Genomic DNA, 21,652 nt, shown 5'->3' with positions numbered 1-21,652 from the left:
ACGATGGCGCAATCCGCAACGAAGGGGTTGGTCCATGAACAGGCGCGAATTCACTGCTGCAATGCTGGCCGCCAGCGCGGCCATCCCGCTCGGCATCACCAGAGCGGCTGGTCAGCCAAAGGGCGGCACGCTCAACACGATCATCCAACCCGAACCGCCGATCCTCGTCACGGCGTTCAACCAGCAACAGCCGACGCTGACGCTGGGCGGCAAGATCTACGAGAGCCTGCTGAAATACGGCGCCGATTTGAAGCCGTTGCCGGGTATGGCGCAATCGTGGGAGGTCTCGCCTGATGGCCTCACCTATACGTTCAAGCTGTTCCCGGGCATCACTTTTCACGACGGCAAGCCGATGACATCGGAGGACGTGGTCTTCAGCTGCATGAAGGTGCTGACGGAGACCCATCCCCGCGCGCGGCAGAATTTCGCGCGCGTCGCGTCCGCCGAGGCGCCTGATCCGCTGACTGTCGTATTCAAGCTGAAGCAGCCTTTCGCGCCTTTCCTCGGCTGCTTCGACTGCACCTCGGCCCCAATTGTGCCGAAGCACATCTACGAGGGAACCGAGTTCCGCAAGAACCCGATGAACGACAAGGCGATCGGCACCGGCCCCTTCAAGCTGAAGGAATGGGTGCGCGGCTCGCACGTCCATCTCGTTCGGCACGATGGCTACTACCGCAAGGACCAACCCTATCTCGACGAAATCATCTACCGCATCATCCCGGACAGCGCCTCGCGGGCGCTGGCGCTCGAGAATGGCACGGTCCAACTCGTGCAATGGTCCGACGTCGAGTTCTTTGACGTGCAGCGCTTCAAGTCGCAGAAGAACCTCGAATACACCACCAAGGGCTACGAGTATTTCGCTCCGCACCAGTGGCTCGAGATGAACAATCGCGTCGCGCCGATGAACGACAAGCGGTTCCGGCAGGCGGTGATGCACCTGATCGACCGCGACGCGATGAACAAGCGCGTCTATTTCGGCAACGCCAAGGTCGCAACCGGTCCGATCTCGTCGAAAACCAAATTCTACGACCCCAAGGTAAAGCGCTACGATTTCTCGGTCGAAAAGGCCATTGCGCTGCTCGACGAGATGGGCCTGAAGCCCGGCGCCAACGGCAAGCGGGCCGAGATCAAATACCTCGTGCCGCCCTATGGCGAGGTCTATCAGCGCGCCGGCGAGTTCTTCCGCCAGAGCTTCTCCAAGGCCGGCATCGATCTCGTTCTGGTCGGCACCGACATGGCGGGCTGGGCCGACAAGGTCGGCAACTGGGATTACGAGATGACCCAGAATCTGCTCTATCAGCTCGGCGATCCCGCACTCGGCGTCGCCCGCACCTACATCTCCTCAAACATCAAGAAGGGCATCCTGTTCTCGAACACCCAAGGCTATTCAAACCCCGAGGTCGACAGGTTGTTTGAGGAAGCCGCCGTCGCGCTCGACGAGGCCAAGCGGCAGGAGCTCTATTCCAAGGTGCAGCAGATCCTGGTCGAGGAAGTGCCCGTCGCCTGGACCCTGGAGCTCGAATACCCGATCATCTACGACAAGGCTTTCAAGGAAATCGTGACGACCGGGATCGGCTCCCACGAGACCTTCGGCTCGGTCTACAAATCGTGACCGGCACCAGGAGCGCCGCAAGAATTGGACTCTTGGTCGCCGCCTGGATTGTGCGGCTGGTCGCCATCATTCTGGTGATCGCGACCTTCAACTTCGTGCTGGTCCGCGCAGCACCGGGCGATCCGGCCATGGTCATGGCCGGGCAATCGGGCGCGGCCGACCCCAAGATCCTCGACGATCTGCGCAAGGAGTATGGGCTGGACAAGCCCTATCTCGTGCAGCTCGGCACACATCTCGCGCGCGTGCTCACTTTGGATCTCGGATATTCCTATCGCCAGCGGCGGCCGGTCCTTGATCTCGTCCTCGAGCGCCTGCCGGCAACGCTGCTGCTGACGCTCACCGCCTTCTGCCTCGCGCTCCTGATCGGCACGACGCTCGGCGCGCTCGCGGGTCTGGTCGCCGGAAGCATTGCGGACACGGTTTTTACCGTGCTCTCGCTGTTGCTCTACGCCACGCCGGTGTTCTGGCTCGGGCTGATGCTGGTGCTCGTCTTCTCGGTGACGCTCGGCTGGCTGCCGCCGTTCGGCTATGAGACGATCAACGCGAAGCACACGGCGATCGAGCGCATCTTTGACATCATGAAGCACATGATCATGCCTGTCATTTCACTCGCCGCGATCTATCTGGCGATCTACGCCCGTCTGATGCGCTCCTCGATCATCGAGGTCTCGCACCAGGATTTCATCAAGACGGCGCGGGCCAAGGGCTTGGCCCGCCCGCGCATCGTCGTCAGCCATATGCTGCGCAACGCGCTGGTGCCGGTCGTGACGGTTGCGGGCATGCAGGCCGGCGCGCTCGTCGGCGGCGCGGTCGTGATCGAGACCGTGTTCGCCTGGCCCGGCCTTGGCCGGCTCACCTTCGAGGCCGTGCTGCAGCGTGACTATCCGGTGCTGCTCGGCATCTTCCTGATCCTGTCCGTCATCGTGATTGCTCTCAACCTCGTGACCGACCTGATCTACCGCCTGATCGATCCGCGCATGACGACGGAAGCCGCCTGATGGATGCGGTCAAGGCTTTCGTGCGGCATCCGAGCGGAATGGCGGGGTTCGTCCTGCTCATCATCGTCCTGATCGTCGCGATCACGGCGCCTGTCGTATTCCCGGTCTCGCCGTGGGAGATGAGCGGCACGCCCTTCACGCCGCCCGGCGAGGACGGGATGTGGCTCGGCGGCGATACGCTTGGCCGCGACGTCGCGGCGGGCGTGGCGCACGGAGCGCGGGTCTCGCTGCTGATCGGCATCGCATCCGCGCTGGCCGCCATGACGATCGGCGTCATGATCGGCGCTATCTCAGGTTATTTCGGCGGAAAAGTCGATCTCGTGCTGATGCGGGTGACGGAGTTGTTCCAGACGGTCCCGGCGTTCATTTTGGCGATCCTGCTGGTTGCGACCTTCAGCCCTTCGCTGCTCACCATCATCCTCACCATCGGCGCGGTGAGCTGGCCGCCGCTCGCGCGGCTGACGCGCGCCGAATTCCTGCGCCTGCGCGGGCGCGAATTTGTCGAGGCCGCATTATGCCAGGGCGAGAGCACGGCCCGCATCGTGCTCGGACACATCCTGCCGAACGCGATCTCGCCGATCCTCGTCGTCGTCTCGCTGACGGTCGCGACTGCGATCCTGCTGGAGAGCGCACTCTCCTTCATGGGGCTCGGCGACCCGAACCTGATGTCCTGGGGTTTCATGATCGGCGCCGGGCGCACCGTCATCCGGCAGGCCTGGTGGATGAGCGTCTTTCCTGGGCTCGCGATCCTGATCACCGTGCTTGCCATCAACCTGTTCGGCGAGGGCCTGTCCGACGTACTCAATCCGCGCGTCTCGAGGCGCCGCGCATGACAAACCCAAGCGTGCAGGACAAGGCATCCGTGCTCTCGGTCGAGAAGCTCTCGATTGCATTGCCCGAAGGCGGCGACCGGCCGTTCGCGGTCGAGGACGTGTCGTTTGCGATCGGGCGCAACGAGGTGGTCTGCCTGGTTGGCGAATCCGGTTCCGGCAAATCGATGATCGCGCATGCGATCCTCTCGCTGCTGCCGAAAGGCGTCGATATCGTGTCCGGCGCCGTGAAGGTGGTCGGGCAGGATACCGCCGCCCTCGATCGCCGTGCCCTGCGCCGGCTGCGCGGTGGCAAAGCCGCCATGATCTTCCAGGAGCCCTTGTCGTCGCTTAATCCGCTGAAGCGCGTCGGCGAACAGATCGAGGAGACGATCCTCACGCACCAGCAACCGGTGCCGCCGGCAGCCGCGATCAAGGCCAGGGTGCAGGAGTTGCTGACCCAGGTCGGCCTGCCCAACCCGTCGCTGCTTGCCAACAGCTATCCGTTCGAACTCTCAGGAGGCCAGCGCCAGCGCGTCATGATCGCGATGGCCACCGCGAACCAGCCTGAGCTACTGATCGCAGACGAGCCGACGACCGCACTCGATGTCACCACCCAGCGCCAGATCCTCCGCCTGATCGACGATCTCAGGCGCGAGCGCGGCATGGGCGTGCTGCTCATCACCCATGATTTCGGCGTGGTGGCCGACGTCGCCGATCGCGTCGTCGTGCTGCGCCACGGCAAGGTGGTCGAGCACGGCTCGGTCGAGCAAGTGTTGCGCAATCCGCGCGATCCCTACACCCGCGAACTGATCGACGCAGTACCGAAGGCGCATGTGAAGAGCCGCGAGAGCGCTTCGCACGCCACACCGCTGCTCGACGTCGTGGAGCTGCGCAAGACGTTTCGCGTTAAACGCGGCTGGCTGCAGCCGCCGCGGGAAGTGGTCGCGGCCGACGGCATCTCGCTCACGTTGCACCAAGGCGAGACGCTGGCTGTTGTCGGCGAGTCCGGCTCCGGCAAGTCGACCCTCGGCCGCATGATCATGCGGTTGACGGAGCCCGATTCCGGCGCCATCCGGCTCGGCGACCAGGACCTGCGGCTGCTCCGCGGCGAGGCGTTGCGCCAGGCGCGCCGCGGCCTTCAGATCATCTTCCAGGATCCCTTCTCCAGCCTCGATCCGCGCCAGAAGGTCGGCGACGCTGTCGCGCGCGGCCCGATGGCCTATGGCACCGCACGCGACGAGGCGATGGCGCAGGCCCGGCAATTGCTCGCGCGCGTCGGGTTGACGCCCTCGGCCGCCGATCGCTATCCGCACGAATTCTCGGGCGGCCAGCGCCAGCGCATCTGCATCGCGCGCGCCCTCGCGCTGAGGCCGAAGGTGCTGATCGCCGACGAGGCCGTATCCGCGCTTGACGTTTCGGTTCAGGCGCAGGTGCTGGCGCTGCTCGCCGAACTGCGGCGCGAAATGCAGCTGGCGATGATCTTCATCACGCATGATCTGCGCATCGCAGCCGAGATCGCCGATCGCGTGATCGTTCTCCAACATGGCCGCATCGTCGAGGAAGGGCCGACCGCCGCCGTGTTCACCAACCCACGCGAGGCCTATACGCGCGACCTGCTCGACGCGATCCCGGGGCGCCGCTTCTTCGACCAGCCGAATTTCGCGCGACAACGCGAGGCGCTCGCATGATGGACAGTGCTATCCTTAGACACACTGCCGATCTGTTGTGAAACCCTGCAAGGACTGACCCGTGTCGCAAAGCAACGTCATTCCCCTTCCCGCCGGCGTCCGCGAGCGCATTGAAGCCGCGGTCGAGGCCGCCTTCGAGGCGCAGATCGCAACCACGATCGCCTTTTCGGCGATACCGAGCACGCGCGGCCAGGAGGGGCCGTGCCAGGACATGATCGCGCGTCTGCTGCGCCAGCGCGGCTACGAGGTCGACGACTGGATCATCAACCAGGACGATCTGAAAGCGCTGCCCGGCTACGGACCGGTCGAGACCGATTTCTCGCGCGCCCGTACCGTCGTCGGAACCTATCGGCCCGCCGAAGAATCCGGGCGCTCGCTGATCCTGCAGGGTCATTGCGACGTCGTGCCGACCGGCCCGCTCGACATGTGGAAACGTCCGCCCTTCCGGCCCGTCGTCGAGGATGGCTGGCTTTATGGCCGCGGCGCCGGCGACATGAAGTCCGGCACCATCGCTGCGCTCTACGCGCTCGATGCATTGCGAGCTGCGGGACTGGCGCCGAAGGGCCGCATCCATCTGCAGTCGGTGATCGAGGAGGAAAGCACCGGGCTCGGCGCGCTCTCCACGCTCCAGCGCGGCTATCGCGCCGATGCCTGCCTGATCCCCGAACCCACCGACGGCAAGCTGATGCGCGCCCAGGTCGGCGTGATCTGGTTCCGCCTCAAGGTTCGCGGATTGCCGGTCCACGTTTCGCACGCCGGCACCGGCTCGAATGCCATCAAGGCCGCCTACCATTTGATCCAGGCCCTCGAAGGACTGGAGGCCGAGTGGAACGAGCGCGCCAAGAGCCATCGCTTTTTCGGCAAGATCAACCATCCGCTGAATTTCAATCCCGGCATCATCAAGGGTGGTGACTGGGCCTCGAGCGTGCCGGCCTGGTGCGACGTCGATTGCCGTATCGGCATCCTGCCCGGCTGGACGATCGCCGATTGCCAGGCCGAGATCGTCGCCTGCGTCGCGAAGGCCGCCAAGACCCATCCGTTCCTGGCCGACAACGCGCCGGAGGTCGTATGGTCCGGCTTTCTGTCGCCGGGCTACGAGGTGACCGGCGCGCAGGACAGCGAGGCGGTGCTCGCTGCTGCGTATGAGGCCGTGTTCGGCGGCCCACTCGAGGATGCCAGCTTCACCGGCCTCACCGACACACGCTTCTACGGGCTCGACTACGATGTCCCCGCATTCTGCTTCGGCGCCAGGATGGAAAACGCGCACGGTTTCGACGAGCGGGTAGAACTCGAATCCGTGAAGAAGGTCACTAAGACGCTGGCGCTGTTCATCGCGGGTTGGTGCGGTGTCGAGGTTGCGTAAAAACGCAACAAGACAGGAGGAGGTCTGCCATGGAGAGCAACGGCGCGGGCGGCAAGCCCCTGGTCCGAACGCCAGAAGATCTGCGTGCGCATTTCGGGCAGCTGAGCCCGCTCGCCGAGAAGAAGGTCCTGTACCATCTCGACAAGTTCTGTCGCGACTTCATCGCGCTCTCCCCGTTCCTGGTCCTCGCATCGAGCGATGGCAAGGGCAACGCCGACGCGAGCCCGCGCGGTGACGCGCCGGGCTTCGTCGCGGTGCTCGACGACAAATCGCTGCTGATCCCGGACCGCCGCGGCAACAACCGGGTCGACACGTTCGGCAACATCCTGGCCTCGCCAGGCATCGGCCTGATTTTCCTGGTGCCCGGCATCAATGAAACGCTGCGCATCAACGGCAAGGCGGAGATTACCCAGGATCCGGCCCTGCTGACGCCGCTGGCGGTGCAAAACGTCGTACCGATCATCGGGCTCAAGGTTCATGTCGACGAATGCTATTTCCATTGCGGCAAGGCGCTGATGCGCTCGAAATTGTGGGACCCCAAGGCCCAGGTCGAACGCCACAGTTTCCCGACGCTGGGCCGCATCATCGCCGAGCAGACGGCGGCCATATCGGTTGAAGTGGCCGAGCAGACCATGGAAGAAGGCTACCGGACGAGGCTCTATTGATGAATTAGCTGTCCGACCCGGGGCGGCTCTGCCAGCAATATTGGGTTTCGCGTTGTCCAGAGCGACATCGAATCGCCTGGACCATGATGACGGTCATCACTTTTTCCAAAAATAGGCGACCATGCGAGCGTTCGACCAGCCGTGGAGAACGTGAGTAACCGTCCAATGGGCGCTCGACTGGCTGCGGTCGGGTTGTTAAGCCCGCCTCCGCAGGGAGACTTTGAGTCGAGACATGACCGTTGCGATCGAGATGGGCCACACAACGGCAGGCGCCCCGGCTAACCTGGACCTTGAGGAACTGCTGGCGACGCGCCTGCTGGTGCAGGGCAATTCGGGCTCCGGCAAATCCCATCTGCTGCGCCGGCTGCTGGAACAGAGTGCCCCCTGGGTGCAGCAGACCATCATCGACCCCGAAGGCGACTTTGTTGCGCTTGCCGACCGTTTCGGCCACCTCCTGATCGATGCTGAGGACCATACCGAGCGGGGCCTGCAGGTCGCCGGCGAGCGAGCGCGCATACATCGCGTCTCCACGGTGCTCAATCTCGAGGGGCTCGACGCCGAGAACCAGATGCGGCGCGCCGCCGCCTTCCTCGGCGGGCTTTTCGAGGCCGCCCGCGACCACTGGTATCCGATGCTGGTGGTGGTGGATGAGGCACAGCTGTTCGCGCCGGCCGTCGCCGGCGAGGTTTCGGACGAAGCGCGCAAACTCTCGCTCGGCGCCATGACGAACCTGATGTGCCGCGGCCGCAAACGCGGGCTTGCGGGAATCATCGCCACCCAGCGACTGGCAAAACTCGCCAAGAACGTCGCGGCCGAGGCGTCCAATTTCCTCATGGGGCGAACGTTTCTGGATATCGACATGGCGCGCGCCGCCGACCTGCTGGGCATGGAACGGCGACAGGCAGAGGCCTTCCGGGATCTGGAGCGCGGCCAATTCATCGCGCTGGGGCCGGCCCTGTCCCGCCGTCCGCTGGGGCTGCGCATTGGTCCGACGGATACAAAGCCGCGCAACGCGACCCCGCGCCTGATGCCTCTGCCGGAATCGACGTCGGACGCACACGCCATCATCCTGGCAGCACCGCCGCCCGAGCATAATCGGCCCCAGCGCCGGTCGCCACCCGACCTCCTCGGCCAGCTCATGGCGGCGAAGTCGGCGGCGCTGGAGATCCGTCCCGAATCGTTGGAGCAGCCGCTTAGCGCCGAGGCACTGGCGGAGCGGAATGAGCGCGTGGACCGCATTCTGCGCGCCGTCATGGCCGAACCCGACGCTGGGTTCCGTGCCATCGGCGTCCTCTATCAGGAGTTCGTTGTCCGCTGCCGAATAGAGGGCCTCGGTTCGGCTGTGCCGGACCTGGGTGACTTCCGTCGCATGCTGACGCGCGCCCGCGCCGGGCTCGGCTCCGATATGGCTGACGATGACGGCTGGCAGGATGTCTCGGTCCGCGCCTCCCTTCTGCCGGAGGATATGCAGGGCGTCTTCATGATGATCGCCCGCGCCGCGAAGGAAGGTTGGCCCTGCCCGGGCGATGCAGCGATTGCCCGCGCCTATGGCTCACATTCGTTGCGCCGTGCGCGGCGTCTGCTGACCTACATCGAGGAGCAGGGCCTCATCGTTTGCCAGCTCGATGGTGCAGGTCGGCGGATTGTAACGCTCGTCGAACTGGCCTGGGCGACGGCACCGGGCGACCCCAATGCCGAGGAACTGCCGGCGGAGCAAGGCTGCAGCCCGGCGCTATGATTTGACGCTCAAGCGCGCACTTAGAAGATACCAAGCCGTGGCGATCTCTTAAATCACACCGGCGATCCGTAAATCTTCGATCTCTGCGCTGCTTAATTCGAGCAGACCTTTGTAGATATCCTCGTTTTGGGCACCCAGCCCTGCGCCAAGCCAGCGGATCTCGCCGGGCGTTTCCGACAGCCGTGGTACGACGCCCGGAACCGCGATCTCGCCGGCTCGCGACTCCGTCATTTGGATGTTACCCCGAGCGCGGTATTGGGGGTCTTCGAAAATATCCGCGATGCTGAAGATCAGACTGGCCGGCACGCCTCCCCTCGAACAAAGCGCAAGGACGCTATCGAGGTCGAGTGAGGCGACCCATTCGGCGACGATGCGGTTGACCTCGTCACGGGCCGCCAGCCGCAGCGTCTGCGGACCATATCGTTCCGCCGAGGCCAGTTCCGGTTGCCCCATCGCTTCCGCCAGCCGCGCGAACATCTGGTCACTGGTGCAGGCGATCGCGATCCATTTGCCGTCCCTGGTCTGGTAGTGGCTGTGCGGGCAGACATTGACCGCGTCCGCGCCCATTCGCTCGCGCACATAGCCGAACTTCTGATAGGCAGGCGCAATCTCGTCGAGCACGCGAAACATCGATTCGTACAGTGCGAGATCAACGCATTGCCCCTCGCCGGTCGTTTTACGGGCTTGCAGCGCGACCAGTGCGCCGATGGCGCCGTACATGCCCGACATGTAATCGGCCAGCGAGGTCGAACCTGGAACAACGGGAATACCGCCGGGCTGACCGGCAAGGTAGGTCAGGCCGGAAAACGCGTGCGCGATGCGGGCAAAGCCCGGCTGCGTCCGCATCGGTCCATCCTGCCCATAGGCCGAGATGCGCACCAGGATCGCACCGGGATTGATCTTCTTGAGCTCCTCATAGCCGAGCCCCCATTTTTCCAACGTGCCGGGCCGAAAATTCTCGACGATGATGTCGCATTTCGCGGCGAGGCGCTTCAGCAGCTCCCGCCCGCGCTCGGTCCCGAGATCCAGCGTCACGCATTTTTTGTTGCGGGCTTCGGATAGCCAAACCAGCGTATCGCCGCATTCGGTATTGGTTCCAAGACGCCGAAGCGAGTCGCCGGTCTTTGGCGGCTCGATCTTGATAACCTCCGCGCCGAATTCACCGAGAATGGTGGCGCAATGCGGCCCCGCGATGAACGTGCCGAGGTCGAGGACCCGGATCCCTTCAAGTGCTCTCACGGCTTTCCCCCGACGCTGGCTGCCCGGTCGAGCAGTTTCCTCGCCAACCTTCGGAGAAGGGATAATTTTGATTTCTCGACAGCTTACATTACTCTTCAAAATTTCTCCAAATGGCCGATGGACATGGCGCTATCCGACGACGCTGGAAAGGACAAACTCGCAATATCGCTAACGTCGGCCAATGCACGAGATACCGTCGCCTGGTCTATCGCAACCAAACGCAGAATTCCGCAAGAAGAACTGTGTTTGCGATGGCTGACCAGTCCGGGCATCTCAGGCCTGACCGAGCAGTTAAGACCGGAGGACGTCGCCTTCTGGCTCGCGGCAGTACATCCCCCTCATGACCAATGCACCGATGGATTGGGCACACTCAGCTTCGAGCAAGCTGCCGCGGTGCTCGACGGCGAGGAAGCCAGCCGCATGGTGCGCTTCGTGCACATTGAGGATCGAAACAGCTATCTCGCCGCACATGCCGGCGTCCGCCTTTTGCTGGGGAGCATTGTCGGGCAGGCCGCCGACGCCTTGCGGTTTCGACCGTCCGAGCACGGCAAGCCGATGCTCGTCAATGACGCGCCGAACATCGACTTCAGCCTCAGTCACGCAAGAGGTGTGATCGCTGTCGCTGCTGCGCGTTCGCCGGTCGGTGTCGATGTCGAGCCCTTGCGAGAAATTCCCGATCTGGATTCCGTGAGTGAAATCGTCCTGGCTCGCGAAGAGCGTGAGGTCCTGTGGAGCACCCCTGCCGCATTGCGGTCCCAGCTGTTTCTTCGCTACTGGACCCTCAAGGAGGCCATACTTAAGGCAGCCGCGCTTGGATTCATCATTCCACCGCACTCGGTGATCATCGACGCAGGCCCATCACCCGCCGTTCTTTCGCTGCCAGCAGCGCTCGGGCCTGTCTCGCAATGGCGGCTGATAGCTCCCGTCGCCGAAGGTTAAGCTATGAGCTCGCGGCGCGAGATCGTCAAAAGCAGCGACTCGGCGATTTCCTGCGAACGGCTGGCCAGGACGGAGAGCAACGTGTCGCTCAGGCCGTGAGAGGCCTCGGAATACCCCTGGAGATGGATTTGCGGCCGAAACGCCGGGCTCGTGGCGAGCCTGTAATTGCGGTCGACAACGTCGTCCTGGATATAGCGCCGTATCGGCTCCAGAAACGCGTGTGGCGTTTCCCTGTCATAGCCGGTCGCGAGGATAACGGCATCGTAGCAGGAGCGACGGTCCCGACCGTCGAATTTATCGACCGTTCGGATTTCAATGCCTTCAACGGCCGCCAGCACTTTGGTGATCTCGCTGCGCGGATACAATTCGATGCCCGTCGTGCCGCTGACGCGTTGCTGGTAGAGCAATCGATACAGCTGATCGAGCAGATCGGAATCGACCACGGCATAGTTGGTATTTCGAAAATTGCGAACGATCGCATCTCGGCGCTCGTCCGGCTGGGCATAGATAAAATCCGTGTAATCCGGATTGAAGATCTCGTTGACGAACGGGCTGCTGTCGGACGGCTTCAACGCATGGCCGCGAAAGATCAGGTCAATGTTCGCGTGCGGAAAACGGTTTCGAAGATCGACCGTCACCTCGACCGCGCTCTGCCCTCCACCGATTACGGCCACGCATGCCGCCTTGCCGCCGAGGCCGGCGGACTCGACCGTATCAAGGTAGCGGCTTGAGTGAAATAATCTGGAATCATCGGCGATTTTCGCGAAGACCTGCGGGATATTGGGCTTACCTCCCGCCGCCACGACCAGGTTCTTCGCAAGCCGCACCGTTTCACCGCCGGCGAAGTTGCGTGAATAGACCCGCAATGATGTCACCGACTGCCCCGCAGTTACGGGTTCGATGGCAACGACGGCTTCGCCGTAAGCCGCTTGTGATTTGAACTGCGCTGCCACCCACCGCAGGTAATCGTTGAATTCCACCCTGCTCGGATAGAACGTCCGGCAGTTGATGAAATCCTGCAAGCGGCCGTGCTTGTGCAGATAGTTCACAAAGGTGAATGGACTGGTCGGATCACGCAAAGAAACCAGATCCTTGAGAAACGATATCTGCATATCGCTGCCCGGCAAAAGCATGCCGCCATGCCAGGTAAATTGGCGCTGCCTCTCGACAAAAAGAGGAGCGCATTTCAGGCGTGATCTTCTGGCGCACTCGTCCAGCGCGATCGCAAGCGCGAGATTGGACGGACCGAATCCGACGCCAATGACGTCGTGCTCGATGGCAAGCTGGTGAGACATAAAGCTGCGCTCCGTTCGCGCGTTAGGCTGTGGGTGCCGGACCGGCCGTAGCCGGTAGCCACAGCCGGTCACCAAAGAAGCGCTCGCGCAGCAGCATGACCAGGGAGGCCCGCTTGTGCGGAAAATCGAAATTCTTGATCTTCGCAAATCCCGAGAGTTCGAGGTTGCGGAGTTGCTGCGAATGCGCCGCCGCCGGCTCGCCGACGATCCGCTGCGTTCGGCAATCATCCAGAAACATGTAGTGCATCAGCGAGGGCAGCCACGCACTGATGTAGCGGCGTCCACGATATGCGTCCTCTCCGACGACAACGTGCCATCCGCGATCGTAATCGTCGGCATCGTAAAACGGCGCGATACGGTTTTCCTTGGCCCAATAGACCTCGAAATAGCCGAACGGAGCGTCCCCGAAGCAGCCGATCAGCGGCAGCATGTGCGGATCGGCCAGAATAGTGGACAGATACTTGCGATGCTTTTCGAGATCGCCCGCTTCGTCCCAGAAGGCGTCGACGCGAGGGTCGTTCATCCAGCGGTGCAGCAAATGAAGATCATCATTCAGATCCGCAACACGGAACGAGATGACCTCGGCGAGCCAGGGAATGAAGCGGGCATACACCATCCCCACCGGTTTTTGCGGACGTCGCGGATGCCGTTTGCCGTCCGTCATGACGTGCAGTTGCGGCATTGGCGGCCGCTCGGCATCGACCAGCCAGTTGTCACGACGCTGCATGACCAAATCCGGAAGCAGCACGAGGTTGCTTCCGGTCACGACAGCGAGGCCATGGTCCAGCAATTCGCGCGCAATCGGTTCCGGGACCGAATCCAGAAAAATCCGGTCGAGGCCCGGACGCCATCCGAACATTGCCTCTGCCGCCGCTGAAACCGCCCGCACCGCAAGTCGCGGATCGTCGGGAGCATCGAGCATCTTCAGATGATCCAGCTGCTCATCGAGACGCAGACGCATCATCGTGGCGCCACCAGCGACGACCTGCAGGTCCGCACCGTCTTGAAGGACTGTCGCGGCGGCGCGTGGCCCGACCGGAAACGCATGAGGATCTTTCGCGGAGCTCGACGCTTTGTTCATCCGGCACTCGTATTGACGTGATTGCTTTAAACAAGACGCGATCTTCGCTCACGCACGCGATGTAAATCACTCCCGTGCGGGATGACAAGGAATGCCAACGCACCCAGTTTAGATTCCTTACAAAACCAATGAATGACCCGGCCGGGACGTGGCATGCCTTGTTCAAGGCCAGCGCCGGTGGCGCCGAACTTAGATTCAAATTTTCCGAGAGAATAAAATAGGTCTAAAGAGGCGCACCGGTTGGAACGGATGACGGCTCCATGACGTTATGCGCCCTCGCCTCGCCAGCGACAATCTTGCCATGCCGGAGCCGCACAAGGTGGTCCGCCGCGCCAAAATAGCGGTCGTCATGAGAGATCACGATGATCGTCTTGCCCAGGCGCTTCAGGTCGGGCAGCAATTCGGTGTAGAAGATATGCCGGAACGCCGGATCCTGATCCGCCGCCCACTCATCGAACACCAGGACTGGCCGCTCCTCGAGCCAGGCATTCATCAGAGCTAGCCGCTTGCGCTGGCCGGTGGACAGATCCGTCGTCGTGAATACGCCATTTTCAACCGAAACCTTGTGGGCGACCTCCAATCGCTCAAGGTACCGTTCCGCGATATCGGGCACCATTCCCGCTCCCTGCAGAAGATCTTCAAACAGGTAGTAGTCGGAAAAGATTGTCGTGAAGAGCTGCCGATAGTCATCGCGGGTTTCCGTTACGACCGACACGCCATCGCGAAGCACCGCGCCGCTCTGCGGAGCATAAAGGCCCAGCAGCAGCTTGATGAGCGTGGTCTTTCCGCTGCCATTTTCGCCGACAATGAAAACGATCTCCCCCTGGCGGATATGCAGGTCAATCGGCCCAAGCACGAAGGGATTGCTGCCGGGCACGGTGCGGAAGGCGTACGACACCCCGCGGAGTTCGATCGATTTGATCCTGGCCGATGCCTCCGGCGCGGTCGAAGGCGCAGCCAGCAAATCCTGTTCAGGCGTTGAGAACTGTTCCGAGAGCTCGGCGATGCGGCGCATCGCTACCTGTGCGCGGCCGAGTGCGGGCAGAATGCCTATCACCTGGTCGATAGGACCTCGCATATAGAGCAGCACCAGCACAAAGCCGCTGGAGACCGAGGCCGGACTGTCCGGCCAAAGGAATGGCCGCAGGGTCAGCGCTACGCCGATCACCACGAAGAACAGCATCGTACCGAAGGCACGTGCGGTGACGAAAAGATTGATCGACTTGATCTGTACCGCGCTGATCTGGTCGACGGTACGCTGTAGCTTGTCGACGTACACGCGCTGCCGGCGTATGCGGTTCAGGCGCAATTCCTTCGCGCCCTCCGCGATCGCCCGGTAGTGCTTCTGCAACTCATCTTCCGAGTCGCGGGCGGCATTGAAGCCCCGAACCCCTCGCGTTCGCGCAAAGGCATGCGCCAGCGAACCCAGGATGATGACCAATCCCGTGATCAGAAACAGCGGCCACGACAATACCGCCAGGTAGACCATGCAGCCGAAAGTGATGACGACAGACACGAAGAAGGACGAAAAGAAGAACGCGAAATCGCTGATCGTGTCGACGTCCTGGGTGAGAACCGGGATCAGGCGATGGGTGCGGTAAACCTCGAGTTGGTCGATCGGGGCCGCCAGAATCTTGCCCGCAAGCGACTTCCGAAGCTCGGCAATGATCCGCTGTCCGACATAATTGGCGCTTATATCGGAACCGATCGAGCCGATCAGGATCAGCGAGCACAGGCCGGCGAAGGCAAAAAGCAGCGTCGCGACATCGCTCTGCGACGCATAGAGACCGCGATTGACGACCGCAAGCAACCCCGCGACGCTGGCGCCGCCGACAATACCGAGGACGACTCCGCCGAGCACGATCGGCCAATACGGCCGCAGGAGATGCAGTGTCTGCGCGGTCAGGCCGCTTGGTGGGATCATCATGAGTGCCGCGCTGGATTAATGCTGGAGCGAACCTACACGGCCCGTGGTGGCACGGACAGCCGTGCCCGAGTGATGCGAATACATGATGGCAGCACCGCTATTCCAGTGCTTATTTTCCGGCCTTTTTCGATTGATTCTAATTTGTCATCGGTCACTCATTTAATAAAATGCGCGGGTAGTACTCCCTTTGCATCGCAGCCGAAGAGCGCGTAGGACATAGATCCGGCCGCCGTATCGGACCGCGATACCCGGAAAATCGAGCGCTCGCAGGCCAGCATCGGGCAGGCCCGACTGGAGAATGACTTTGGATTCGCTTGTCTCCGAAACCCGCATCCAGCTTGCCGATGCCGCCGGTCTCGCTGCCCGAATGATCGATCATTTGGCCGAGCATGACATCGCTTTCGAGGATAAGGGCGGCCTGATGGTGGCAAAACTGCCGTTTGGAACCAGCTCGCTCGCCGTCGAGGCCGAGGCACTGAGGATTCGCGTCGAGGCCAATGACAAGGGTCACCTCGAAATGCTGCGTTCGGTCGTAGCATCCCACCTCATCGAGTTCGCAGGCGATGAGGCACCGACGATCGTCTGGTCCGGCCATGAATCCGATGGCGGCACGTTGGCCAATTTCCGCGAGGTACGGCTCAAGTCGGCGATCGATCTCACGCCCCGCATGCGCCGGCTAACGTTCACCGGGGACGACATCGCACGTTTCCGTGACGACGATGACCTCCACGTCCGGCTGTATTTTCCACCGGAAGGCCTCGCCAAGCCTGAATGGCCGTGGCCTGCCGCGGACGGACGTATCATGTGGCCCGAACCGGACCGCAGGCCTCTCACCCGCTACTACACGATCCGTCGCATCGATCTGCAGACCCGCGAGATCGACATCGATTTTGTGGTTCACGACCATGCCGGACCTGGCTCCGCATTCGGGCTCAATGCGCAAGCCGGCGCCATTTGCGGCATGGCCGGTCCTCTCGGGCGAGGTATTCGTCCGGCGCGCTGGTTTATGCTGGCGGGCGACGAAACCGCCCTGCCCGCCATCGCGCGCATTCTCGAAACGCTGCCGGAGACGGCAATGGGTGAGGTCTTCATCGAAGTCGCCGACCAGTTTGAGGAGGTTCCGCTGATCGCGCCAGCCGGCATGTCGGTCCGCTGGCTGCATCGCGGCGACCGTCCGGCCGGGACAACGCAATTGCTGGTCGATGCCGTCAAGGCCCTGCGATGGTCCGATCATCGCGAGGTCTTTGCATGGGTCGCCTGCGAAGCGCAGGCGCTGAAAGCGCTGCGAAACCACTTACGCGATGAGCGAAAGCTTTCCCGCGAGCAGCACCTTGCGGTCGCGTATTGGAGCCTGCGTCAGCCATGACGTCCCGGCGTCCGATACGTGGACCGGCCGGGCTGCGTTCTCCTTGCATCACATAGTTTCCACCGGGCGCTTCCATGCACGCAGTTCTGCCAACCGAAACCGCCCCGGCGACGCGCGACGCGGCCATGCCCTTGTTCGAACTGGACCAGGTCAGCTTCGCGGTGGCGGGCCGCGCATTGCTCGAACCGCTGACTCTGACCCTTCCCGCCCGCAGTGTCGTCGGCCTGATCGGACACAATGGCTCCGGCAAATCGACCTTGCTGAAGACGCTGGCGCGGCAGCAGCCAAATTCCTCCGGTACGATCCGCTTTGAAGGGCGTCCATTGCGGGAATGGAGCGATCGCGAATACGCGCGAAAGGTAGCGTACCTGCCCCAGCAGACCCCGCCTGCCGCCGGCATGCTGGTCAAGGAGCTGGTCGCGCTGGGCCGTTATCCCTGGCATGGCGCGCTCGGCCGATTTGGCGAGACCGACCGCAACAAGGTCGCGGAAGCCATGGCGCTCACCCACATCGAGGCGTTTGCGGACCGGCTCGTCGACACACTGTCAGGCGGCGAGCGCCAGCGGGTCTGGATCGCCATGCTGGTGGCGCAGGACGCCGAGTGCCTGCTGCTCGACGAGCCGATTTCAGCGCTCGACATAGCCCATCAGATCGAGGTTCTGTCGCTGGTGCAGAAGCTTGCCCGCGAGCGCAACCTCGGAATTGTCGTCGTTCTCCACGACGTCAACATGGCGGCCCGCTTCTGCGACGAGATCATCGCGCTGCATTCCGGCAAGTTGATAACCCGGGGCACGCCTGACAAGATCATGACGCCGGCCGAACTCGAAACCATCTACGGCATCCCCATGGGGGTGATGCCGTCTCCGGATCAAAGCCACCTCATCAGCTTCGCGCGATGAAGGCCAGATCATCCGCCTTTCCACGCAGCAGATCACGCGCGCCGCGGGCGCAATAGCCACACCAGATAAGGACCAGCGAGCATCATCGCGAAGATGCCGGCCGGCATCTGGAACGGGAATATCACCATCCGCCCTGCCCAGTCCGCGAACACCATCAGGGTGGCGCCAATCAGCGCAGCCAGCGCCACCTGATGCAGCGCGCGTTGCGCCCCCATCATCCGCGCCATATGCGGCGCGATGAAGCCGACCAGGCTTAGGAGCCCGACCATCAGGGTTGCGGTCGCGGCCAACAGCGCGGTCAGCAGCATGATGATGATTCGGCTCCGCGCCATGGATACGCCCACCGAACGCGAGGCCGCCTGACCGAGCGGCAGGATATCGAGCCAGCGCGACAACATCGGCACCATCGCCAGCAGGATGATCGCGGCGACGGCCAGTATCGCAGCCTCGGTCGGACCGATCTGATAGAGCGATCCCGCCAGCAACGACAGAAGCATGCCGATGCGGGGGTCGCCGGTCGCAAGCACCATGGCCATGATCGCGCCGAACGCCGCGCTCATGGCGACGCCGGCCAGCAGCACACGCTCCGGACTGAATTCGGACCGCCGGCTGAACAGCAGAACCAGCCCGAGCACGATGAAGGCGCCGATCGCGGCGGCTGCAATCTGCTCCACCCGCGTGTGAGAGGGCAACGCGTACAGCAGCACGAGCACACCCATCGCAGCGCCATAGCTGATCCCCATCACCTCTGGCGCCGCCATCGGATTTCCGGTCATGCGTTGCAACAGCGTGCCAGCTACCGCCAGCGTGGCCCCCGCAGCCAAGGCCGACACCACACGTGGCCAGCGCCACGGCAGAAATTCCTGGATGCCGGCAAGGCCGCTCCAGCTCCAGCCCTCTGAACCGACCCCGACGGCAAGCGCGATCCAGACCACGAGCAACAGCAAGGCCAGACCGAACAGGATCACCCGCCACGGATGTTCAAGCCGTGGTGGAACGGAGGGCGTCAGATTCCCGACCGGCGCGGTGGCCCGAAGCCGCGGCAGCAACAACAGCAACATCGGCGCGCCGATCAGGGCCGTGGCGGCGCCGGCCGGCATTTCGCGATAGCCGGGCGGGATCAACAGCACGAGTTCATCGGTCAGCCACAACAGCAGCGCGCCGCAAAGCGGCGCCCAGATCAGCCGGTCGCGAAAACGGCGCGCGCCCGACAGCATGACGATGGCCGGCGCGGACAGGCCCACAAACCCCATCACGCCGACCACGCTGACAACCGAGGCGCTGAGCGCGATCGCGATGCCCAGCGCGCAGACCCGCGCGCCGGTCAAGCCGAGGCCGAGATTGCGCGCGGTCTCGTCATCGAAGCCAAGCAAGGTCAGCGGGCGCACCATCGCCGCGATCATGGCGAAGGAAATGATGAAACGCGGCGCCAAGAACAGGACGTTGTTCCAGTCCTGCTGATTGAGGAAACCCGCGCCCCAGATGAACAGGCCGATTAAATATTCGTGGTTGAGCAATATCAGGGCCTGGGTCGTCACCGCGCAATAATAAGCAACGATCAGCCCGGCAAGCACCAGCACGACCGGTGATAGCGCACGGCGCCAGGTGAGACCGAACACGCACAGAAACGCAGCGAACCCGCCCAGCAACGCAATCCATTCGCGGCCGAAGGTGAGCAGCGACGGCGCCCACAGGGTTGTCACGGACAGCGCGAGATAGGCTCCGTTCAGGACACCGAGGGTGCTCGGTTCGGCCAGCGGATTGCGCAGCACCTGCTGACACACCGTTCCTGCCAGACCCAGCGCTGCGCCAGCCAGCAGCGCCACCGCTATGCGCGGAAACACGGTATAATGCACCAGCATCTGCTGCGGATCGTTGATTTCGGGACGCCACAGCACCGGCAACCAAGCGCCCGCCGGCAGAAACCCCGATAGATGCCGCCATGTCAGCGCAGCCGCTGCCGCAAACAGCAATCCGATCAGCACCGCCGGATGCATCGCGATCCCGGAGCGGGCGGGCAGCGCCTCAACCTTGCTCATTTTTTTCCTGCGGCAGACGTTCGGCGAGAAGGCGGGCGAAGCGCTCAGCTGCCGGCACGCCGCCATAGAAAAATTGATTTCCCAGCACCGTCAACCGACCCGACCGGAGGAACGGCAGGGTTCGCAACACCGGACTCGACGTGAGCAGAGCTTCGATATCTGCGACCCGTGAACTCATCAGGATGAGCCGCGCGTCCGGAACCGCCGCGAGCACCTCAAGGCCGACGCTGGTATGTCCCCACGGACCGCTCTGCCCGGTCCAAGCGTTCTTCAATCCGAACTGGTTCAGCACCTCCTGATAGAGGCTGTTCGGACCGAACACGAGCGCACGGTTGCGCGCGATCTCGCTCACGAGATACAGCGGTTTTCCGCCGCGATCGCGAAGCTGCTCACGATACGCAGTCATCGCCGCATCGAAACGCGCCAGATAGGCTTCGCATGCGGCCTGCATGCCGACCCGCTGTGCGAGCTCCATCGTTGAACTGCGCGCTATTTCCAGAGGATGCCGGCCGGGCTTGAAAATCGTGAAGATCTCGACCGGTGCGATCAGCTTAAGCCGGGGTATTGCGGCAGTGATACTGGGATCGATGATGATGATGTCAGGCGCGAAACTCTGCAGCAGTTCGAGATTTGGCTCCGAGCGCAGGCCGATTTCCTGAACGCTGGACGGGACAGCCGGCTCGACGACGAGCCTGCCGTAGCGCTCGATCTCCGGAACCACCAATGGCACGACCCCAAGCGCGAGCAGCGTCTGTGCACAGGCCCAACCGAGCGCCGCAACGCGTTGCGCGGCCTGTGATGTGGCGGCTTGCGTTGCGCAAAGCGGCCAGTTGCCGAGCAGCACGCCCGTGGCAAGGCTCGCGCCGGCGGTGAGGACGGCGCGGCGTGACGGCCGGCGATCGGGGACATCTACAAACTTTTTGCTCATGGAAATTGGCTCAAAGAGCTCTTGCGGCCAAGGCCCAGGGGACAGAAGACCATTATGACATACCTTCAACCGTCATGTCCGTCCAAGCCCTGCCGCTGGGGGCACGAAACGCGTTTGCCAAGGCCTGCCCGATCGCAGCCTGCGCCTGCAAGGCATCGGCGACGACATTCCCCATCCGCAGAAATTCATGGATCATGCCCGGATAGATCTGGAGATCGACGGCAACGCCAGCGGCGCGAAGCCGTGCCGCATAGTCGCGCCCCTCATCGACCAGCGGATCATACTCGGCAAGCACGAAAAGCGCCGGCGCCAGCCCAGAGAGATCATGCGCGGCCAGCGGCGCAAAGCGCCAATCGTCGCGGTCGGAATCGTCACGGAGATATTGCCGGAAGAACCAATCGACGGTGTCCCGGTCGAGCAGAAAGCCCGAGCCGTACCGGTTATAGGAATCCGAGGTCTGCCGTGCGCTCAGGCCTGGGTAGGCGAGAACCTGCAGAACGGGCTGCGGCAAACTTGGCTCGCCCTTGGCTGCGATTGCAAGTGCTGCGGCAAGCGTTCCACCGGCGCTATCGCCGCCAACAGCAACGCGGCCCGCGTCCAGCCCGGCCGCATCCCCCTCGCGACCGAGCCAGGCCAGCGCATCGACCGCATCCTCGAACGCCGTCGGGAATTTATGCTCCGGGGCAAGCCGATAACCAATCGACAGCACCGCCGCACCGCTAGCGACGGCGAGGCCGCGGCACAAGGGTTGGTGCGAATCGAGACTTCCGACGACAAAGCCGCCGCCGTGCATGTAAAGCAGAACGGCCGTGGGATTTTTCGCGTCCGGCTCCCGCGGGGCGTAGAGCCGCGCGGCGATGGCATCCCCATCGCGCGTCGGCAGGGAGAGCTGGCGTTCGAACGCCAGCGCCGGAGGGTCGACGTCGAGCAACGGCGAAGAAGCGTCGAAATCCGCGCGTGCCTGTATGGCGGTCAGTTGCGGAAACGGAACGCGTGCACCGCTTTCGGTCCCAAGCTGGACCATCTCGAGGAGCGCTGCGATATCGGGATCAAGGCTCATGCG

At 63.1% G+C, this 21,652-nt stretch carries 17 protein-coding genes; 10 read left to right on the top strand and 7 right to left on the bottom strand.

The features are described 5' to 3' along the window. The first annotated feature begins 34 nt into the window (after positions 1-34). The 7 genes from JQ558_RS03445 (at position 35) to JQ558_RS03415 (ending at position 8,876) form a co-directional block, all read left to right on the top strand. A complete protein-coding gene (locus JQ558_RS03445; RefSeq protein ID WP_212292843.1) occupies positions 35-1,612 on the top strand; it encodes an ABC transporter substrate-binding protein in 1,578 nt (525 codons plus the stop codon). After that, the gene (locus JQ558_RS03440; RefSeq protein WP_409410483.1) at positions 1,609-2,610 is read left to right on the top strand and encodes an ABC transporter permease; all 1,002 of its coding nucleotides are present in this window, start codon (positions 1,609-1,611) and stop codon (positions 2,608-2,610) included. Before JQ558_RS03445 ends, JQ558_RS03440 begins: the two co-directional genes overlap by 4 nt. Next, positions 2,610-3,443: an ABC transporter permease gene (locus tag JQ558_RS03435; RefSeq protein ID WP_212276336.1), complete on the top strand. Its 834-nt coding sequence runs from the start codon at positions 2,610-2,612 to the stop codon at positions 3,441-3,443. The genes JQ558_RS03440 and JQ558_RS03435 overlap by 1 nt, the downstream gene beginning before the upstream one ends. After that, the gene (locus JQ558_RS03430) at positions 3,440-5,110 is read left to right on the top strand and encodes an ABC transporter ATP-binding protein (RefSeq protein WP_212292842.1); all 1,671 of its coding nucleotides are present in this window, start codon (positions 3,440-3,442) and stop codon (positions 5,108-5,110) included. The genes JQ558_RS03435 and JQ558_RS03430 overlap by 4 nt, the downstream gene beginning before the upstream one ends. 61 nt (positions 5,111-5,171) lie before the next feature. After that, complete coding sequence (locus tag JQ558_RS03425) at positions 5,172-6,473, top strand: ArgE/DapE family deacylase (RefSeq protein ID WP_212208269.1); 1,302 nt, start codon at positions 5,172-5,174, stop codon at positions 6,471-6,473. Positions 6,474-6,502: 29 nt separating this feature from the next. Further along, a complete protein-coding gene (locus JQ558_RS03420; protein ID WP_212208268.1) occupies positions 6,503-7,138 on the top strand; it encodes a pyridoxamine 5'-phosphate oxidase family protein in 636 nt (211 codons plus the stop codon). A gap of 232 nt (positions 7,139-7,370) precedes the next feature. Next, positions 7,371-8,876 carry an ATP-binding protein gene (locus JQ558_RS03415; protein ID WP_212292841.1) on the top strand — a complete coding sequence of 502 codons (1,506 nt, stop codon included), beginning with the start codon at positions 7,371-7,373 and terminating at the stop codon, positions 8,874-8,876. 48 nt (positions 8,877-8,924) lie between these two features. Here the strand turns inward: JQ558_RS03415 and JQ558_RS03410 are convergent, their stop codons facing one another. Further along, a complete protein-coding gene (locus tag JQ558_RS03410) occupies positions 8,925-10,115 on the bottom strand; it encodes a CaiB/BaiF CoA-transferase family protein (RefSeq protein WP_212292840.1) in 1,191 nt (396 codons plus the stop codon). A 117-nt stretch (positions 10,116-10,232) separates the two neighbouring features. On the opposite strand from JQ558_RS03410, the gene JQ558_RS03405 reads away from it, so the two are divergent. Next, the gene (locus tag JQ558_RS03405) at positions 10,233-11,054 is read left to right on the top strand and encodes a 4'-phosphopantetheinyl transferase superfamily protein (protein WP_212292839.1); all 822 of its coding nucleotides are present in this window, start codon (positions 10,233-10,235) and stop codon (positions 11,052-11,054) included. Here the strand turns inward: JQ558_RS03405 and JQ558_RS03400 are convergent. From JQ558_RS03400 to JQ558_RS03390, 3 genes are all read right to left on the bottom strand, one after another. Further along, positions 11,051-12,421, bottom strand: coding sequence for a lysine N(6)-hydroxylase/L-ornithine N(5)-oxygenase family protein (locus JQ558_RS03400; RefSeq protein ID WP_312014950.1), 1,371 nt, complete (start codon positions 12,419-12,421; stop codon positions 11,051-11,053). The two genes, JQ558_RS03405 and JQ558_RS03400, sit on opposite strands and share 4 nt — an antisense overlap. Continuing rightward, on the bottom strand, positions 12,372-13,430 hold the full coding sequence (locus JQ558_RS03395; RefSeq protein WP_212292838.1) for a GNAT family N-acetyltransferase: 1,059 nt from the start codon (positions 13,428-13,430) through the stop codon (positions 12,372-12,374). Before JQ558_RS03395 ends, JQ558_RS03400 begins: the two co-directional genes overlap by 50 nt. A gap of 223 nt (positions 13,431-13,653) precedes the next feature. Beyond that, positions 13,654-15,354, bottom strand: coding sequence for a cyclic peptide export ABC transporter (locus JQ558_RS03390; RefSeq protein WP_409410488.1), 1,701 nt, complete (start codon positions 15,352-15,354; stop codon positions 13,654-13,656). Positions 15,355-15,661: 307 nt separating this feature from the next. On the opposite strand from JQ558_RS03390, the gene JQ558_RS03385 reads away from it, so the two are divergent. Both JQ558_RS03385 and JQ558_RS03380 read left to right on the top strand, forming a co-directional pair. After that, positions 15,662-16,723, top strand: coding sequence for a siderophore-interacting protein (locus JQ558_RS03385; protein WP_212292836.1), 1,062 nt, complete (start codon positions 15,662-15,664; stop codon positions 16,721-16,723). Between the two features lie 74 nt (positions 16,724-16,797). Beyond that, positions 16,798-17,622, top strand: a complete 825-nt coding sequence (locus JQ558_RS03380; RefSeq protein WP_212292835.1) for an ATP-binding cassette domain-containing protein — start codon at positions 16,798-16,800, stop codon at positions 17,620-17,622. Between the two features lie 32 nt (positions 17,623-17,654). Here JQ558_RS03380 and fhuB read toward each other — a convergent pair whose 3' ends face one another. Genes fhuB through JQ558_RS03365 form a run of 3 tightly spaced genes read right to left on the bottom strand, consistent with a single transcriptional unit; the run spans position 17,655 to position 21,649 of the window. Beyond that, positions 17,655-19,661, bottom strand: a complete 2,007-nt coding sequence (gene fhuB, locus JQ558_RS03375; RefSeq protein WP_212292834.1) for a Fe(3+)-hydroxamate ABC transporter permease FhuB — start codon at positions 19,659-19,661, stop codon at positions 17,655-17,657. Further along, positions 19,648-20,658, bottom strand: a complete 1,011-nt coding sequence (locus JQ558_RS03370; RefSeq protein WP_212292833.1) for an ABC transporter substrate-binding protein — start codon at positions 20,656-20,658, stop codon at positions 19,648-19,650. The genes fhuB and JQ558_RS03370 overlap by 14 nt, the downstream gene beginning before the upstream one ends. Beyond that, the gene (locus JQ558_RS03365; protein WP_212292832.1) at positions 20,642-21,649 is read right to left on the bottom strand and encodes an alpha/beta hydrolase; all 1,008 of its coding nucleotides are present in this window, start codon (positions 21,647-21,649) and stop codon (positions 20,642-20,644) included. Before JQ558_RS03365 ends, JQ558_RS03370 begins: the two co-directional genes overlap by 17 nt. Positions 21,650-21,652: the final 3 nt, after the last annotated feature.

The sequence above is a fragment of the Bradyrhizobium sp. AUGA SZCCT0160 genome (genome assembly GCF_018130105.1).
Taxonomy (GTDB): Bacteria; Pseudomonadota; Alphaproteobacteria; order Rhizobiales; family Xanthobacteraceae; genus Bradyrhizobium.
This window is presented reverse-complemented; position numbering and strand designations above follow the sequence as displayed.

Excerpts from the sequence above, each read along its gene's own strand:
- JQ558_RS03445 (WP_212292843.1), top strand. The coding sequence starts at position 35 with ATGAACAGGCGCGAATTCACTGCTGCAATGCTGGCCGCCAGCGCGGCC.
- JQ558_RS03435 (WP_212276336.1), top strand. The coding sequence starts at position 2,610 with ATGGATGCGGTCAAGGCTTTCGTGCGGCATCCGAGCGGAATGGCGGGG.
- JQ558_RS03430 (WP_212292842.1), top strand. The coding sequence starts at position 3,440 with ATGACAAACCCAAGCGTGCAGGACAAGGCATCCGTGCTCTCGGTCGAG.
- JQ558_RS03420 (WP_212208268.1), top strand. The coding sequence starts at position 6,503 with ATGGAGAGCAACGGCGCGGGCGGCAAGCCCCTGGTCCGAACGCCAGAA.
- JQ558_RS03415 (WP_212292841.1), top strand. The coding sequence starts at position 7,371 with ATGACCGTTGCGATCGAGATGGGCCACACAACGGCAGGCGCCCCGGCT.
- JQ558_RS03405 (WP_212292839.1), top strand. The coding sequence starts at position 10,233 with ATGGACATGGCGCTATCCGACGACGCTGGAAAGGACAAACTCGCAATA.
- JQ558_RS03395 (WP_212292838.1), bottom strand. The coding sequence starts at position 13,430 with ATGAACAAAGCGTCGAGCTCCGCGAAAGATCCTCATGCGTTTCCGGTC.
- JQ558_RS03390 (WP_409410488.1), bottom strand. The coding sequence starts at position 15,354 with ATGATCCCACCAAGCGGCCTGACCGCGCAGACACTGCATCTCCTGCGG.
- JQ558_RS03380 (WP_212292835.1), top strand. The coding sequence starts at position 16,798 with ATGCACGCAGTTCTGCCAACCGAAACCGCCCCGGCGACGCGCGACGCG.
- fhuB (WP_212292834.1), bottom strand. The coding sequence starts at position 19,661 with ATGAGCAAGGTTGAGGCGCTGCCCGCCCGCTCCGGGATCGCGATGCAT.
- JQ558_RS03365 (WP_212292832.1), bottom strand. The coding sequence starts at position 21,649 with ATGAGCCTTGATCCCGATATCGCAGCGCTCCTCGAGATGGTCCAGCTT.